The following is a 16,752-nucleotide window of genomic DNA, read 5'->3' on the forward strand; positions in this document are numbered from 1 at the left end:
AGATGATTATTTTATTTTTTTATTTTTTATAAGTATTTACTTATAGTTTAAAAAATGAAAATTATAAACAGTAAGCAAATACTGGACTTTTTGAAACAGAGCATTAAATAACCCTTTTTATGAAAAATTATTCATACTATTTAGATTGTTAATTTAATATTTTGTTATTTTTAAATCCATAAAAAATTTGGAAAATGGATAATGAATTGTCATATTCTCAGCAAGAAGAATTGAAAAATAAGATCAGAAAAGGTGGTTTTGATGCAGAAACTGAAATCAATAATTTAATCGAATCAGGATTTGAAGAGCAAAAAGCGAAGGAAGAATTGTTGAAAGTAATAAAAAGCTACAAAGAAGATCTTTTTTATGAAGCTAAAGAAGCAAAAGAAAATGAGGAAAAAGGGAATATGGCCGTTTTTGCTGTTATCTTTTCTTCTTTATTGATTGCCATGTTTGGTGGACAAAGCGGAATCATGATTTTAGTTTCTTTATTGGTGGCTTGTTTAGCAGGATTCTACGGTTTTCCGAAAAATCCAATTCCAGCGGTGGTTGGTTTTGCGGTAGGTGCTCTGCTTATGCCTTTTGCGGTGGGTTTTTATCTTAGAGGACGTGATACTTTTTTGAACCTGGAACTTTTTATTCCGATGATAATGGCTTTTGCCCCCGCTTTTTTAATAAAGTATATTTTGTCCAAATTGATACCGGCAAATGATTAATTTTTAAATTTTAAACCCCAAATAAAATGATTAGAAATTACACCTTTGACGAGGCTTATAAGAGATTTGAGCCTCATGATCACAAATGCACCTACTGTGGAGAAGCTGAAATGGAAAACATGAATGACTGTTATTTTGTACCGCTTTTTGTTGAGAGCGACAGAACCAATATTGTCGTTTACAGATCCGTAAAATATTCCAAAGTTTTAATCGGAATTCCGAGATGTCGGTCCTGCAAAGACATTCATTACGATGCAAAGAATAAGGCCGTTACAATTTCGGTTGTTTCCGTTATCATATTATTAGGTCTTTTGCTTTATAATTTTATGAATTTAAACGCATTTGTATTTATTCTTGGGATTTTTGCTACCATCTTCGGAGGTATCTACGGATCAGCAAAACTGGCAGAAAGATATATTGCTAATAAAGGAATTTATACCTTACAAGACGGAGCTGAAACAAACGAAGTCGTTCAGGATTTGGTTATAGCAGGCTGGTCGTTCACCATGCCAACAGCATAAAAACAAAAAACCCGATAACGAAGTTATCGGGTTAAATCTATATTCTTTGCTCTTGCACCTATTCTCTAAAATCTTTAATCGTTAAGTTTTAAAACAGCCATAAAAGCTTCTTGCGGAATTTCAACGTTTCCTACTTGTCTCATACGTTTTTTACCTTTTTTCTGTTTTTCAAGCAATTTACGCTTACGCGAAATATCTCCACCGTAACATTTTGCGGTAACGTCTTTACGAAGTGCTTTAATCGTTTCACGAGCGATAATTTTCGCTCCAATTGCCGCCTGAATCGGAATGTCAAATTGCTGTCTCGGAATCAATTCGCGTAATTTCTCGGTCATTTTTTTACCGATGTTATAAGCGTTATCTTCGTGAATCAAGGCTGAAAGGGCATCAACAGTTTGTGCGTTCAAAAGTACATCCAGTTTTACCAATTTCGAAGTTCTCATTCCGATTGGAGAGTAGTCAAAAGAAGCATAACCTTTAGAAACTGTTTTTAAACGATCGTAAAAGTCAAATACAATTTCGGCCAAAGGCATATCAAAATTTAGTTCCACTCTTTCTGTAGTCAAATACGTTTGATTGGTAATTTGACCACGTTTTTCGATACACAAACTCATTACGTTTCCAACGAAATCGGATTTTGTAATGATGGTTGCTTTAATATAAGGTTCTTCAACTCGGTCTAAACGAGAAGGTTCAGGTAAATCTGAAGGATTGTTAACTACAAAAGGAGTTTCAGGATCTTTTTTGGTGTAAGCCAAATACGAAACGTTAGGAACTGTGGTAATTACAGTCATATCAAACTCACGCTCTAGACGTTCCTGGATAATTTCCATGTGCAACATTCCTAAGAATCCGCAACGGAAACCAAATCCTAAAGCAGCAGAACTTTCCGGAGTAAATACTAACGATGCATCATTCAATTGCAGTTTTTCCATAGAAGAACGCAAATCTTCATAATCCTCAGTGTCAACTGGATAAATTCCGGCGAAAACCATTGGTTTTACATCCTCAAAACCAGTAATCATATTGGTTGTTGGTGTTTTGGCATCAGTTAGAGTATCTCCAACTTTTACCTCTTTGGCTTCTTTAATTCCTGAAATTAAATAACCAACATCTCCAGTAGAAATCACATTTTTTGGAACCTGATTCAACTTTAAAGTACCTACTTCATCAGCAAAATATTCATTGCCTGTAGCCATGAATTTAATTTTTTGCCCTTTACGAATTTCTCCATTCATAACTCTGAAGATTACCTCAATTCCACGAAACGGATTATAATGTGAATCGAAAATCAATGCCTGTAATGGTTCGTCAACATTTCCTTTTGGAGCAGGGATTTTTTCGATAATGGCCGCTAAGATATTCTCAACACCAAAACCTGTTTTTCCGGAGGCATGAATAATATCTTCTAATTTACAACCTAATAAATCGATAATATCATCACTAACTTCTTCAGGATTAGCACTTGGTAAATCAACTTTATTCAAAACCGGAATAATTTCCAGGTCATTTTCTAAAGCTAAATATAAGTTTGAAATCGTTTGTGCCTGAATACTTTGGGCAGCATCAACAATCAAAAGCGCACCTTCACAAGCCGCAATAGATCGTGAAACTTCGTATGAAAAGTCAACGTGACCAGGAGTGTCAATTAAATTTAAAATATATTCCTCGCCTTTATAAGTATATTCCATTTGTATGGCGTGACTTTTAATGGTGATTCCACGCTCGCGCTCCAGGTCCATGTTGTCAAGCAATTGTGCTTTTTCTTCACGAGCTGTAACGGTTTGTGTAGCGCCCAATAATCGGTCTGCCAATGTACTTTTACCGTGGTCAATGTGTGCAATAATGCAAAAGTTACGTATCTTCTTCATTTTAATATATCAATTCTCTTATGCGAGTTTAAGTATTTTCGGGTATAATTTTGCCCTGTAGCAACTGCTTTTGAGCATGTTATTAAGGCGCAAAGATAGCGGAAAGTTTTGGATTCTGGAATGTAGTTGTCCGATTGTTGGATTCTGAAATTTAAAAAGGGCTTTAGAACTCAAAATTAAATCCTTTTTCGGTCAGTTTCTTGTAAATATCCGGATCAAATTTGTACAATTTTGCTGCTCTGTGCGAGACATCTTGTTGTTTTTCATCTAAGGCAACCAACAATTTCATATGCAGAATTTTTCTTCGGAAATTCGATTTTTCCAATTCAATTCCTAATATCTCTTCATACAAATGCATTAATTGCAATAAAGTGAATTTTTCAGGCAAAAGATTGAATCCAATTGGCGCCTGACGAACTCTGTTACGAAGTTGCATTAAGCTAAATTCGAGGATTTCATTGTGGTCAAAAATCAAATCCGGAATGTCGTTGATCTTATACCATTTGGCCTCTCGCAGCGTAAAACCGGCCTTAATATTATAGTCTTCGCGATTGACCAAAGTATAATAGCCAATAGTTACAACTCTTCTGTCAAGAACACGTTTTGGATCTGTAAAAGCTTTTAGCTGTTCCAGATAAATATTGTCAAGGCTTGTTAATTCGTATAAAACACGTTGTGCGGCATCGTCAGCACTTTCTTCTTTTTTTATCCATCCCCCAAGAAGCCCCCATTTCCCAACGCTTTCTCCTTCGGCATGTTGCACTAAAAGCACTTCAAGGCTTGCCTTGTTAAATCCAAATATAACGCAGTCAACCGTAATACCTTCAATAGCTGGTTTTATGATTTCTGTCGTTGCGTTGCTATTCGCGTCGGTGTTATTTTTATTAGGTAAAATTGTCATGGATGCCTTATAAGCTTGGGTTAAAATTCAAAATTAAATCCTTTTTCGGTCAGTTTATTGTAAATAGCTTCGTCAAATTTATATAATTTCGCCGCTCTGTGCGAGACATCTTGTTGTTTTTCATCTAAAGCAACCAACAATTTCATATGCAGAATTTTTCGTCTGAAGTTCGATTTATCCATTTCGATTCCTAAAACCTCTTCATACAAATGCATTAATTGCAGTAAAGTAAATTTTTCAGGCAGAAGATTGAATCCAATCGGCGCCTGACGCACCCGGTTTTGAAGATGTTTTAAACTGTAAGACAGAATTTCGTTGTGATCATATATTAAATCCGGAATCGTATCTATCTTATACCATTTGGCATCAGCTGCCGTAAAACCCGCTTTAATATTATAATCTTCTCTTTTTACCAAAGCATAATATCCAATAGTGATAACACGTCGAAGCGGAAAACGATCCGGATCTCCAAATGCTTTTAACTGCTCCAGATAAATATTGTCAAGACCGGTAAGCTCATTCAATAACCGATGTGCTGCGTTGTCTGTACTTTCTTTTTTATAAATCCATCCTCCGGGGAGTCCCCATTTTCCTTTACTGATTCCTTCGCCATGTTGCACTAAAAGTACTTCTAAACTTCCTTCATCAAAACCAAATATGACACAGTCAATCGTGATCGCATTCATTGCGTTTTGTTCACTTTTTAGGACTGAATCGGCATCTACTTTTATATCCATGTGCGATAGAAATTTTGACAAATTAAACAAATAAAATGCATAAGTGTCACTGTTAATTACTTAATATTTTTTTAACAAAGTAAAAATGTGATAATCAGTTATTTGAAATTTAAAAAAAAATGGATTCGAAAATCAGAATTCTTTAAATGATTGATTGTCAAAATGCTACTTCGATATTTTTTTGATATTTTTTATTTCGTTTTATCCTTTAAACTTATCAGATCAATAAAATTGAATCTGTATAAATCAGAATTAGAAAAAAATATCCTTAATATTTTGCTAAAATAGAAAAAAAGTTTTACACTTGTAGTCAAATTTACCATAAGATAAGTTCAAAATGACTATAAGTTTTAAAAGAACCATTTTTAAAGTAAAAAAATTAGCTGAAAACAGGCTGTACCAATTAGCCTTTTTTGGCGTCATCTCAATGAAACTTACACTTTATATATAACATAACTAACTTAATTTAACCAACTTTTATTTATTATGAAAAGCAAATATTGTATGAAAACAACACTGTCCTCGTTTTGTACGGCACTGTTGTTTAGCTTATTTATGATACAGTCGGGTTTTGCGCAGGCACAATCCCGATCTGTAAGTGGAAATGTAACATCGACGGTTGACGGAATGGGAATTCCGGGAGCAAGCATCGCTGTGCAGGGAACTAAAATTGGTGCCACAACCGATTTTGATGGAAACTACAAAATAGAAGCAAAAGCAGGAGATGTCCTGGTATTTTCTTTTATTGGATTCAAAAGCCAAAAGGTAACCGTAGGAACACAACAAACTATTAATGTTACGCTTGCGGAAGAAACTTCAGAACTTAAAGAAGTTGTTGTTATTGGGTACGGTTCACAAAGAAAAACACTGGTAACAACTGCTGTTTCGCAGGTAAGCGGTGAAAATCTTACGAAAACCAATACTACAAATGCACTTCAGGCACTTCAGGGACAGGCGGCCGGACTTCAGGTTACTTCAACTTCAGGACAACCGGGAGAGGGTTTGAATGTCGTGATTAGAGGTGCTGGTTCTACAGGCGGTACAAGTCCGCTTTATGTAGTCGACGGGATATTGACAGGGGATATTTCTTATTTGAACAATTCAGATATTGAATCAATTTCTGTTTTAAAAGATGCCGCATCAGCAGCAATCTATGGTTCTCAGGCTTCAAACGGAGTTATTTTGGTGACAACCAAAAAAGGAAAGCGCGGTGCAGCCGGACAAATCACATTTGATCAATATTATGGCGTGCAATCTGTAGCCAGAAAAGTAGATTTGCTTAACGCAACAGAATATGGTGTTATGTTAAACGAAGCCGCTGTAAATTCAGGTAAAGCTCCCTATTTTACTAATGATCAAATTGCAGCATTAGGATCAGGAACAAACTGGATGGACCACATGCTTACAGACAATGCCGCTACTAAAAACTTCTCTTTTGGTGCTTCAGGCGGTTCTGATACTTCTGTTTATTCAACCTCATTGTCTTATTTAGGGCAGGAAGGTGTTGTTGGAGGGAAGGATTTATCTAACTATGAGCGTTATAATTTCAGATTCAACTCAGAACATAAACTGTATAAAGACGTGGTTACTTTAGGTGAAAATTTTAGTTTTGCTTATATTAATAAAAACGGAATTGGTGTTGGAAATCAATACAATAATTCCTTAAGAAGTGCTTTTCAGACAACACCATTATTACCAATGTATGATGCTAATGGTAATTATTATGACACTACAAATAATAGTGAGCCTTGGTTGGCTGGTGCAGCGAATCCTTATGCATTAATGGTTTACAACAATCAAAATGAAGGGAACAACCAGAAATTATTAGGAAATGTTTATTTGCAGATTGAGCCAATAAAAAACCTAACCTTCAGAACTACTATAGGTCTTGATTATTATGCTGGTGAGGGACATTCTTACACGCCTATTTATCGATTATCGATTTATGCAAACACTGCTTTCGATAAAGTGAATCAAAATATGAACAAAGGGAAAACCATCACATGGGATAACCTGTTGACATATAAATTTAATGCTGCCGAGAATCACCATTTTGAAGCCATGTTAGGAACTTCCTCTATTAATTATGATGGAACTTCAGTTGATGCTACAAATGCAGATTCAGTTTTTAATGATCTTGAGCATGCCTGGATAGATAATACAACCAACAAAGACGGTGCAAGAACTACAATAAAGGGAGAAAAAGAACAAACAAAAAGAATGTCTTATTTCGGAAGGTTAAATTATAACTTTAAAGAAACGTATTTATTAAATGCAACTTTTAGAATGGATGGATCTTCTATTTTTTCTGACGAAAATCAATGGGGTTATTTTCCATCAGTTTCTGCGGGATGGATTGCATCAAATGAAGAATTTTTGAAAGATTCAAAAGTGATCAATTTTCTTAAATTAAGAGCGAGCTGGGGACAAGTTGGAAATCAAAACGCAAGAGCTTTCCAATATCTTTCAACAATAAAATCAAATAATACCAATTATATTTTTGGAGATACTGAAGGTGTTCTTACGCCTGGAGCTTATCCTAACAGATTATCAAATCTGGACTTAAAATGGGAAACTTCAGAACAGATTGACTTTGGTTTTGATGCCAGATTTTTAGATAATGCTTTAAGTGTAACTTTTGATTATTACAACAAGAAAAGTAAAGACTGGTTGATTCTGGCTCCAATATTGGCAACTGCCGGTGCTGATGCTCCATTTATTAACGGAGGAGATGTTGTGAACGAAGGAGTTGAGTTAAGCTTAAACTACCAAAATAAAATAGGTGATTTTAATTATAGCGTTAGTGCAAACGGTGCTTATAATAAAAATACAGTAGGACAAATTCCTAACGCTGATGGTATTATTCACGGATTGAGTAATGAACTTTATGATAATGCCGGAGAATTCTACAGAGCGCAAAACGGATACCCTTTAGGTTACTTTTGGGGATATAAAACAGGAGGTGTTTTTCAAAATCAGGCGCAAATCGATAATTACAAATCGGCAAATGGTGTAGTATTACAGCCAACAGCAGCTCCGGGAGATCTTATTTATACGAATGTAAACGGAGATGATAAAATAGATTCTTCTGATAAAACGAATATCGGAAAACCAAATCCGGATTTTACTTATGGCTTCTCTGTGTCAGCAAGCTACAAAGCTTTTGATTTTTCACTTAATGCCAATGGTGTTGCAGGAAATGAAATTGTACAATCTTATAGAAACCAATCAGGTGCTTACGGAAATTATACTTCTGCAATATTAGATCGTTGGCATGGTGAAGGTTCTTCAAACACTGTACCAAGGGTAACTGAAGATAACAGAAATTTTACTCAGTTTTCAGACTTATACATTCAGAAAGGTGATTTCCTGAGAATTAATACGGTTACTTTAGGATTTGATCTTGCTAAAATGAAACAATCAAAACCATTTTTTGCAAGCCAGTTCAGACTTTACTTCTCGATACTAAATCTTTACACTTTTACGAAGTATGATGGAATGGATCCTGAAATCGGATTTGGTTCCTCAAATGATGACCAGAAATTTTCATCAGGTGTTGATGTTGGGTATTACCCAAGACCAAGAACATTCATGTTGGGATTAAATGTTAAACTTTAATAAATAAAAAAATGAAAAATACATATCTATATATTTTCTGTTTTAGTTTATTGTCTCTGGGTTCTTGCAGTTTAGACACAGAGCCATTGACACAACTAACAGATACAAATTTTTACAAAACAACAGACGATGCTTATACAGCGCTTGTAGGTTGTTATGATGGTTTACAAGTTGCTACCGGGGCATCGGGCATGGGTGTTCCGGTAATAAGCGAAGTAATGTCTGATGACTGTTTTGGAGGAACCGGTAATTCTGATGGTTACGGTTATGCAGCTATTGATGAATTTGATATTAGTCGCTCTCCTTCAGATGTAGATTTACTGAATGGCAACTGGATTGGGTATTATAAAGCACTTTACCGTTGTAATGTTTTCTTGTCTAAAATGGATCAGATTGACTGGCAAGGAAACACTGCTTTGAGAAATACTTACGAATCTGAAACTAAATTTATCAGAGCTTATCTTTATTTTGAAATGGTGCGTTTGTGGGGAAATATTCCATTACTAACTGCTCCTTCTTCTGAAAATGTTCCTCAGGCGAATCCGGATGAGGTTTATAAAGTGATAGCTGAAGATTTGGTTTTTGCTTCAGAGAATTTACCTGCAACAGCATACAACGCCACAACTAGCGGACGTATTACGAAATGGGCGGCGAAATCTTTACTTGGCCGTGTTTATTTATATTACACTGGTTACTACGGAAAAGCTGATTTAGTTGGAGTGGTTACTAAAGCTCAGGCTTTGGGACACCTGGAAAATGTTATTGCGAATAGCGGACATGGTTTAGTGGCTGATTTCTCAACTTTATGGCCAGCGGCTTCAGTTGATAAATATGCAGGTGAAAGCAATAAAGAGATCGTGTTTTCTGTAAAATATACTTACACCAGTGATTATAACGGAAATACTGATGGTAACCATTGGTTGGTAATGTTTGGTATGAGAGAATTCTCTTCTTATCCTTATGGCCGTGGCTGGGGAGTTACGGTAAATTCTAAATTGTGGAATGTTTATACAGCTAACGATACAAGACGAGTAGCCACAGTGATTGGAATTGATGAAGAAAAAATTGCATTTGATAAGAAAAACAATCAAAGAGAATATACAGGTTACTACAACAAAAAATACGCGCCAATGGTAGATAAAGACGGAAAAGATCTTCCGTTAACTATGGGTAGTCAGTTTTGGGATATTAGCCAATTTCAGGATTATGTAGTATTGAGATACGCAGATGTTTTATTAATGGCAGCTGAACTTGGAAGTGGAAATGCTCAGGCTTATTTTGATGAGGTAAGAAAAAGAGCTTACAAAGATAATTTTACAACTTTACCAGTAAATGCTGATAATATTTTGAAAGAAAGACATTTAGAGTTTGCTCTTGAAGGTGTTAGATATTGGGATTTATTACGTCAGGGAATTGGAACTGCTTCCTCAACAATTGCTGAAACTACTACTTTGTTAAGTGGTGGAGTTGCCGGAACAAAAACAATTTCGGCTGCTAAAATTCAGGCAACAAAAGGTTTGCAACAAATTCCAAATACCCAAATTACATTGTCAAATGGGGTTTTAAAACAAAATGCCGGTTGGTAATTTTAAACTAAAAAGTAACAAAATGAAAAATATTAAAATAGTAATCTCCTCATTTTTGATGTTAGCAGCGATGCTAGTATCATCTTGTTCGCCAGAGTCTTACTCGTTAGATGCTGTTACGGATAAATCAGATATTAAATTTGAAATTACTCAGGATTTTGTTGTAGATCCGGGTGGAAATACGGTAATCCTGAAAAACACAACTCCGGGCGTTATATTAACCTGGGATTATGTTACAGGAAAATCAAACAAAGCAACAGAAACTGTAAAGTACGCCTTCAAAGGTAATTATACTATAAAAATTTCTGCTGTCACAGATGCAGGTATTGTTCAGTTAGATCCTGTAACGATAACGGTTACCAAAGACAATTTAAATTATGTAAATGACCCTCTTTGGACTGCCTTATCTGGTGGTGTGGGCAAGAAAAAATCATGGGTAATGGATAATGGTAAATATGGTTTAGCTCCAGGTGCCATGTCTTTTGCTGATCCTAGTGGAACAATCGAGTGGGGTAACTTTAGTCCAAACTGGGAACCGGAAGGAAATGCTAATTCAAGTACAGATGCTGATATGCATTGGGGAAGATACATGACCTTTAGCCTTGATGGTGGACCTTTTATGACGGTTCATGAAAAAGACGGAACTGTTAAAGAAAGTGGAACTTATTTCTTAGACATTAACGCTCATACGTTAACGACTACGGGAGCAACAATCCTAAGACCAGACAATTATATTGCAAATGCAAGTAACTGGAATAACAATATTAAAGTATTAAAACTTACTGATAATCAGTTGAGAATTGCTATACTGAGAACCAATAATGAAGGTACATGGTGGTATATCTGGAATTATGTAGCTAAAGATTATGCAGACAGCTATGTTCCTCCGGTTACGGTTCCTGTTGTTGATGAAGGTTTTAATCCAAAATTTGCTCCGGGAGAATTATTAACCATGGTTACTGGAGGTGTAGGTGCAGGAAGAGTTTGGAATCTAGATGGAAAAGGAAATCCTATAGACTGGATTGCAAAAGGAAAAGGTTGGACAACAGGCGCTTCAAGCTCATACAACTGGGGCTGGAATGACGATTGGGCAGCATTAGCCGATAATTCATGGATTCGTTTTGATCAATGGGGCGGTAAATTAAACTATACAAGAAGCCAAAATGGTGTAGTTACAACCGGGCTATTTACTATAAACAGTGAAACCAATGAAATTAATTTAGGCACTAATACACTGATTCAAAATTCAACCAGCTGGATGAGTCCAACAACTAATGTGCTTAAAGTAGTTAAAGCGTACAATACCAGTTATCTGCAAAAAGGTATCTGGCTTGGAACATCATATGATGCAGGTAAGGATGAATGGTTTGCTTTTCATTACATAATTCCTTAATTTACAATAGTTTAATGTTGTAAAATGAAACCATAATTACTTAAAAATATAAAACAACCGGTAGGTGATTAACACAGTCACTTATCGGTATGTTTATATTTGTTTTTCAAAACTATAATAGCATCTAAATGAAGAATAAAAAAAAATATTTAAGTAGTGGCTTGTCAGTATTACTATTGGCCGGAATTGTCTTATTTAGTTCCTGCAATAAAAAAGAAGAGATTTTCAGTAACCGAAAAATTTCTTTTAATTCTGATTGGAGTTTTCATCTAAATGATAGTATCGTCGATAAAGATACTATTGGAACTTCTACCAAATGGAGAACTTTAAATGTTCCTCATGATTGGAGTATTGAAGGGAAATTTGATGAAAAAAGCCCGGCAGGTTATGGCGGAGGAGCATTAAACGGAGGTTTAGGCTGGTATAAAAAAACATTTAAAGTTGTCACAGCTGATACTAGTAAAGTAACTTCAGTCATTTTTGATGGTGTTTACAGAAACAGTGAAGTCTGGGTCAACGGTCATTATTTAGGAAAACGTCCAAACGGATATATTGGTTTTCAATATGAAATTTCTCCTTACTTAAACTATGGGGATAAAAACAACGAAATAATTGTAAAGGTTGACAATTCAAAACAACCCAATTCACGCTGGTATTCCGGATCAGGAATTTTTAGAAATGTCTGGATCGAAACTACTGATAAATTGCATGTTGGTCAATGGGGAACTTATGTTACCACTCCAAAAGTTACTGCTGAAAAAGCTTCAATAAACTTTGAAACAACGATTCAGAATCAAAACTCAGCTTCAAAAAAAGCAACAGTAACAACCACTATTTTTAAAGAAGATACTAAAGTAACAGCTGTTACTCAAAATATAACGATTGGGGCAAACGCCAATCAAACTATCAAACAATCTGCAGAGGTTGAAACGCCAATTTTATGGTCGGTTGAAAAACCGGAATTATACACAGCCGTTACTGAAATCTCAGTTGATGATCAAATTGTAGATCAATACAAAACCAATTTCGGAATTAGAGATTTTAAATTTGATTTAGACAAAGGTTTCCTTTTAAATGGAAAACAGGTTAAAATCAAAGGAGTTTGCATGCATCATGATTTAGGAGCATTGGGTTCAGCAATCAATACTCGTGCAATCGAACGCCAGTTAGAAATCCTGAAAGAAATGGGTGTAAACGGAATAAGAACTTCGCATAATCCGCCCGCTCCGGAACTTTTAGACCTTTGTGATAAAATGGGTTTCATTGTTATGGATGAAGCTTTTGACATGTGGAAACAAAGCAAAACCAAATACGATTACGGAAATGACTGGGACAAATGGCATAAGAAAGATTTAATCGATCAGTTGCTTCGTGACCGTAACCACCCAAGTATTTTTGTTTGGAGTATCGGGAATGAAATTCCGGAACAATGGAATGAAAGCGGTGTAACAATCGCAAAAGAACTAGCAGCCATTACACGTCAATATGATAAAACGCGTCCACTTACGGCAGCAATGAATCCGCCGGTGAATATGAATATCGATGACGTAACGTTACAATTCGAAAAGAATAATGTGCAAATTAATCCACTTGCCGCATCAGGAGTTTTAGATCTTATTGGATATAATTATGCGCATCAGACTTACGAACACCATCAAAAAAACTTTCCAAAAACCCCTTTCATTGCCACCGAAACTACTTCAGGTTTACAAACAAGAGGGTATTACGATGCCGTTTCAGACACTATAAAAAAATGGCCGGTAAGATGGGATCTTAAATTTACAGGAGGAAATCCTGGTAATACCGTTTCTGCTTATGATCAGGTGCAGGCGCCTTGGGGTTCTACACACGAAGCAACGTGGAAAGTCATTAAAAAATACGATTTCCTTTCCGGAATGTATATCTGGACCGGTTTCGATTATATAGGAGAACCAACTCCGTACGAATGGCCATCAATTAGTTCGTACTTCGGAATTGTAGATTTAGCCGGTTTTCCAAAAGATGTTTATTATATGTACCAAAGTGAATGGACGGACAAAACTGTTCTTCATATTTTTCCACACTGGAATTGGAAAGCCGGACAAACTGTTGATGTTTGGGCCTATTACAATAAAGCCGATGAGGTTGAGCTTTTCTTAAACGGAAAATCAGTCGGAATCAGAAGTAAAAAAGGAGATGATCTTCACGTAATGTGGAGAATTCCTTATCAGCCAGGAACTCTAAAAGCAATTTCCCGTAAAAACGGAAAAACAGTTTTAGAAACCGAAATCAAAACTGCAGGAAATCCAGCCAATTTAAAATTAACGGCAGACAAAAGTAATATCAAGGCAGATGGAAATGATTTATCATTTGTAACCGTAGATATTTTAGATGCAAAAGGTGTTTTGGCACCAAATGCCAACAATGAAATTAATTTCTCTTTAAAAGGAAATGGAAAAATAGTGGGTATTTGCAGTGGTGATCCGGTAAGTCATGAACCGTACAAAGGATCTAAGCACACAGCCTTAAATGGAAAATGTCTAGTAATAGTTCAATCTTCTGATAAAACAGGGAGATTAGAATTAACCGCTAAAGCAAACGGATTAAAACCCGCAACAATTGTAATTACAGCAGAATAAAATATAAGTAAAAGATACACGATGAAAAAAATCCAAATAGCTTCTTTATCTCTATTTCTGGGATTGTTAGCGACGCCAAAAGCATCGGCACAAATTCAAAACGCAGATGTTTTGAACGCTCCAATAGATATCAGTAAAGATTTTCAGAATTACCTGAACACTTTTTATTTTGCTGATGAATTAACTGGTTTTGATCCGGCAACCGGAAAAGGAACTATAAAATATTTAAGATACAATTACAAAACGCGTCAGGCTTTCAACAACATGATGATGAAACCTGATACCGAGAAACCAAACGAATTCCCAACAACAGAATACGACGTTTCACCTGAATTGCCTTTCCAGATTCAGTTTGTTTCAGACAGAACAATCCGAATCAAAACGACTTCGGGACCACAATTTCATCCTGAAAAAGAGTCTCTAATGTTGATTAATGGGGTTGCGCCAAATCATCCGGAATTATGGAAATATTCTAAAATCGAAGGCGGTCATAAATACACCAGCAAACATGGTGTTGTCGAGATTTTATCAAAACCGTGGCACGTAAAAATTTATGATGAAACAGGAAAATTATTGACCAGTACACTTCATGATTCTGATTTCAAAAATACCTATACACCAACACTTCCGTTTTCATATGTTCGAAGAAACAGCGATTACTCCAGAAGTATGGGCGCGGCTTTCAGCTTAGAACCGGACGAAAAAATATTTGGTTGTGGAGAATCTTTCACCCAATTCAACAAACGCGGACAAAAAGTAGTTTTATGGACGGATGACGCTAACGGAATCCAGAACGAAACCATGTACAAACCGGTTCCGTTTTACATGAGCAGCCGCGGTTACGGTGTTTTCATGCACCATTCAACACCAATTACGGTTGATTTTGGAAAATACTTTGGAAGTGCCAACGAAATGTACATTGGAGATGACGAAGCTGATTTGTTTTTCTTCATCGGAGAACCAAAAGACATTTTAGACCAATACACAGATTTGACCGGAAAAGCTGCTATGCCACCACTTTGGTCATTTGGTTTCTGGATGAGCCGAATCACTTACTTTACTGAAAAAGAAGGACGCGAAGTTGCTAAAGATTTACGTAAATATAAAATTCCAACTGATGTAATTCACTTTGATACCGGTTGGTTTGATGTAGACTGGAGAAACAACTATGAATTTGCAAAAGCACGTTTCCCGGATGCTCAAAAAATGATGTCGGATTTAAAAGATGATGGTTTCCATGTGTGTTTATGGCAATTGCCGTATTTCACGCCAAAGAATACCTTGTTTCCTGAAATCATGGAAAAAAACTTAGCAGTAAGAGATCGTAAAGGAAACCTTCCTTATGAAGATGCCGTTTTAGATTTCTCAAATCCTGAAACTGTTACCTGGTATCAGGCAAAATTGAAGAAATTATTCGATCAGGGTGTTTCTGTTTTCAAAGTTGATTTTGGAGAAGCGGCTCCGCCTGACGGAATTTACCATTCGGGAAGAACAGGTTTCTACGAACACAATTTATACCCATTACGATACAATAAGGCAGTTGCTGAAATTACACAGAAAGAGAAAGGTTATACTTTAATCTGGGCAAGAAGTACGTGGGCAGGATCTCAGCGTTATCCTTTACATTGGGGTGGAGATGCTGAAACTTCAAACGGTGCAATGTCAGCTGAATTAAGAGGCGGACTTTCATTAGGATTAAGCGGATTCAGTTTCTGGAGTCATGATGTGGGTGGATTTGCAACAAAATCTCCTGAGAATTTATACAGAAGATGGGCACCGTTCGGAATGTTTACTTCACATGTAAGAAGCCACGGTGAACCTCCACGCGAACCTTGGTTGTACAGCAAAGATTTTCTGGAAGGATTTAGAAAAGCAGATAATATGCGTTACGAATTGATGCCTTATATCTACGCTCAGGCCAAAGAGAGCTCTCAAAAAGGATTGCCAATGATGCGTGCGTTATTTGTAGAATATCCAAATGATCCAGGAGCATGGTTAGTGGACAATGAATATTTATTCGGATCAAGCATGTTGGTTGCCCCACTTTTTGAAGAAGTGACAGAAAGAGATGTTTATCTTCCGGAAGGAACCTGGATTGATTACCAAACTAAAAAAGTATACCAATCAGGCTGGCATAAAATCAAAGCGGGTGAAGTGCCAATTGTAGTTTTAGTAAAAGACGGAACGGCATTGCCTCATATCGCTTTGGCACAATCAACCAAAGATATGGACTGGAGCAAATTAACGCTGAAAGTATATGCAAGTGATAAAACAACTTCGGCGACAGCCAAAGTCTTTTTACCGGACGGCGATGCTGTACAAGAAATTAAAGTAAGCAAAAACGGAAACAATTTTGAAGTTGCACCAAATCCATTAAACGGAAAGACCACTTTTAAAACAGAGTGGGTTAAATAAAAAAAGGTTGCCACGAATTGCACGAATTTACACTAATTAAATTCGTGGCAAAAAAAAATTAAACACATAGAAACATAGTTTTTGTGGACTTCAAAAAGTAAACAAAAAAGCAAGCTTTCACACATAGCTATGTGTTTTGATGCAAGTGAAACGCCTATTTAAGTTTACAAAATCTATGTCTCTATGTGTTTAAAATAACATCCCAAAAGGATAAAAAATAAGTTTTGTTTGAGTTTTTAAATCGGGTGAAAGCTTTGCCGACGCCCGATTTATTAAAAATGAATTAAGAAAAAATATCATGAAAAATTACCTGATTCTTCCCGCTTTAATCCTTTCCGTTTCGATTGGATACAGTCAGAAAAATAAAAATGCTTAC

General features: G+C 36.0%; 10 protein-coding genes. 7 read left to right on the forward strand and 3 right to left on the reverse strand.

Annotated elements, in window-relative coordinates; genetic code table 11:
• Positions 1–194 precede the first annotated feature (194 nt).
• Positions 195–716, forward strand: a complete 522-nt coding sequence (locus tag AC6CH4_RS24465; RefSeq protein ID WP_498107687.1) for a hypothetical protein — start codon at positions 195–197, stop codon at positions 714–716.
• Between the two features lie 26 nt (positions 717–742).
• Entirely contained in the window at positions 743–1,237 is a 495-nt protein-coding gene (locus tag AC6CH4_RS24470) for a hypothetical protein (RefSeq protein WP_498107689.1), read from the forward strand.
• Positions 1,238–1,311: 74 nt separating this feature from the next.
• Here the strand turns inward: AC6CH4_RS24470 and lepA are convergent, their stop codons facing one another.
• The 3 genes from lepA to AC6CH4_RS24485 all read right to left on the reverse strand — a co-directional run bounded on the left by lepA (position 1,312) and on the right by AC6CH4_RS24485 (position 4,746).
• Positions 1,312–3,108: a translation elongation factor 4 gene (gene lepA / locus AC6CH4_RS24475; protein ID WP_310300617.1), complete on the reverse strand. Its 1,797-nt coding sequence runs from the start codon at positions 3,106–3,108 to the stop codon at positions 1,312–1,314.
• Between the two features lie 163 nt (positions 3,109–3,271).
• Positions 3,272–4,009 (reverse strand): NUDIX hydrolase, encoded by a 738-nt coding sequence (locus AC6CH4_RS24480; RefSeq protein ID WP_498107691.1) that lies wholly within the window; start codon positions 4,007–4,009, stop codon positions 3,272–3,274.
• A gap of 20 nt (positions 4,010–4,029) precedes the next feature.
• Complete coding sequence (locus AC6CH4_RS24485) at positions 4,030–4,746, reverse strand: NUDIX hydrolase (RefSeq protein WP_498107693.1); 717 nt, start codon at positions 4,744–4,746, stop codon at positions 4,030–4,032.
• 504 nt (positions 4,747–5,250) lie between these two features.
• Between AC6CH4_RS24485 and AC6CH4_RS24490 the strand changes: the two genes are divergently transcribed.
• The 5 genes from AC6CH4_RS24490 to AC6CH4_RS24510 all read left to right on the forward strand — a co-directional run bounded on the left by AC6CH4_RS24490 (position 5,251) and on the right by AC6CH4_RS24510 (position 16,376).
• Entirely contained in the window at positions 5,251–8,364 is a 3,114-nt protein-coding gene (locus tag AC6CH4_RS24490; RefSeq protein ID WP_498107695.1) for a SusC/RagA family TonB-linked outer membrane protein, read from the forward strand.
• An 11-nt stretch (positions 8,365–8,375) separates the two neighbouring features.
• Positions 8,376–9,950, forward strand: coding sequence for a RagB/SusD family nutrient uptake outer membrane protein (locus AC6CH4_RS24495; RefSeq protein WP_498107697.1), 1,575 nt, complete (start codon positions 8,376–8,378; stop codon positions 9,948–9,950).
• A 22-nt stretch (positions 9,951–9,972) separates the two neighbouring features.
• The gene (locus AC6CH4_RS24500; protein ID WP_498107699.1) at positions 9,973–11,343 is read left to right on the forward strand and encodes a hypothetical protein; all 1,371 of its coding nucleotides are present in this window, start codon (positions 9,973–9,975) and stop codon (positions 11,341–11,343) included.
• Positions 11,344–11,471: 128 nt separating this feature from the next.
• Complete coding sequence (locus AC6CH4_RS24505) at positions 11,472–13,961, forward strand: glycoside hydrolase family 2 TIM barrel-domain containing protein (RefSeq protein WP_498107701.1); 2,490 nt, start codon at positions 11,472–11,474, stop codon at positions 13,959–13,961.
• A gap of 21 nt (positions 13,962–13,982) precedes the next feature.
• Positions 13,983–16,376 (forward strand): glycoside hydrolase family 31 protein, encoded by a 2,394-nt coding sequence (locus AC6CH4_RS24510; RefSeq protein WP_498107703.1) that lies wholly within the window; start codon positions 13,983–13,985, stop codon positions 16,374–16,376.
• The last annotated feature ends 376 nt before the right edge of the window (positions 16,377–16,752 follow it).

Source organism: Flavobacterium sp. GQ95, from assembly GCF_059758655.1.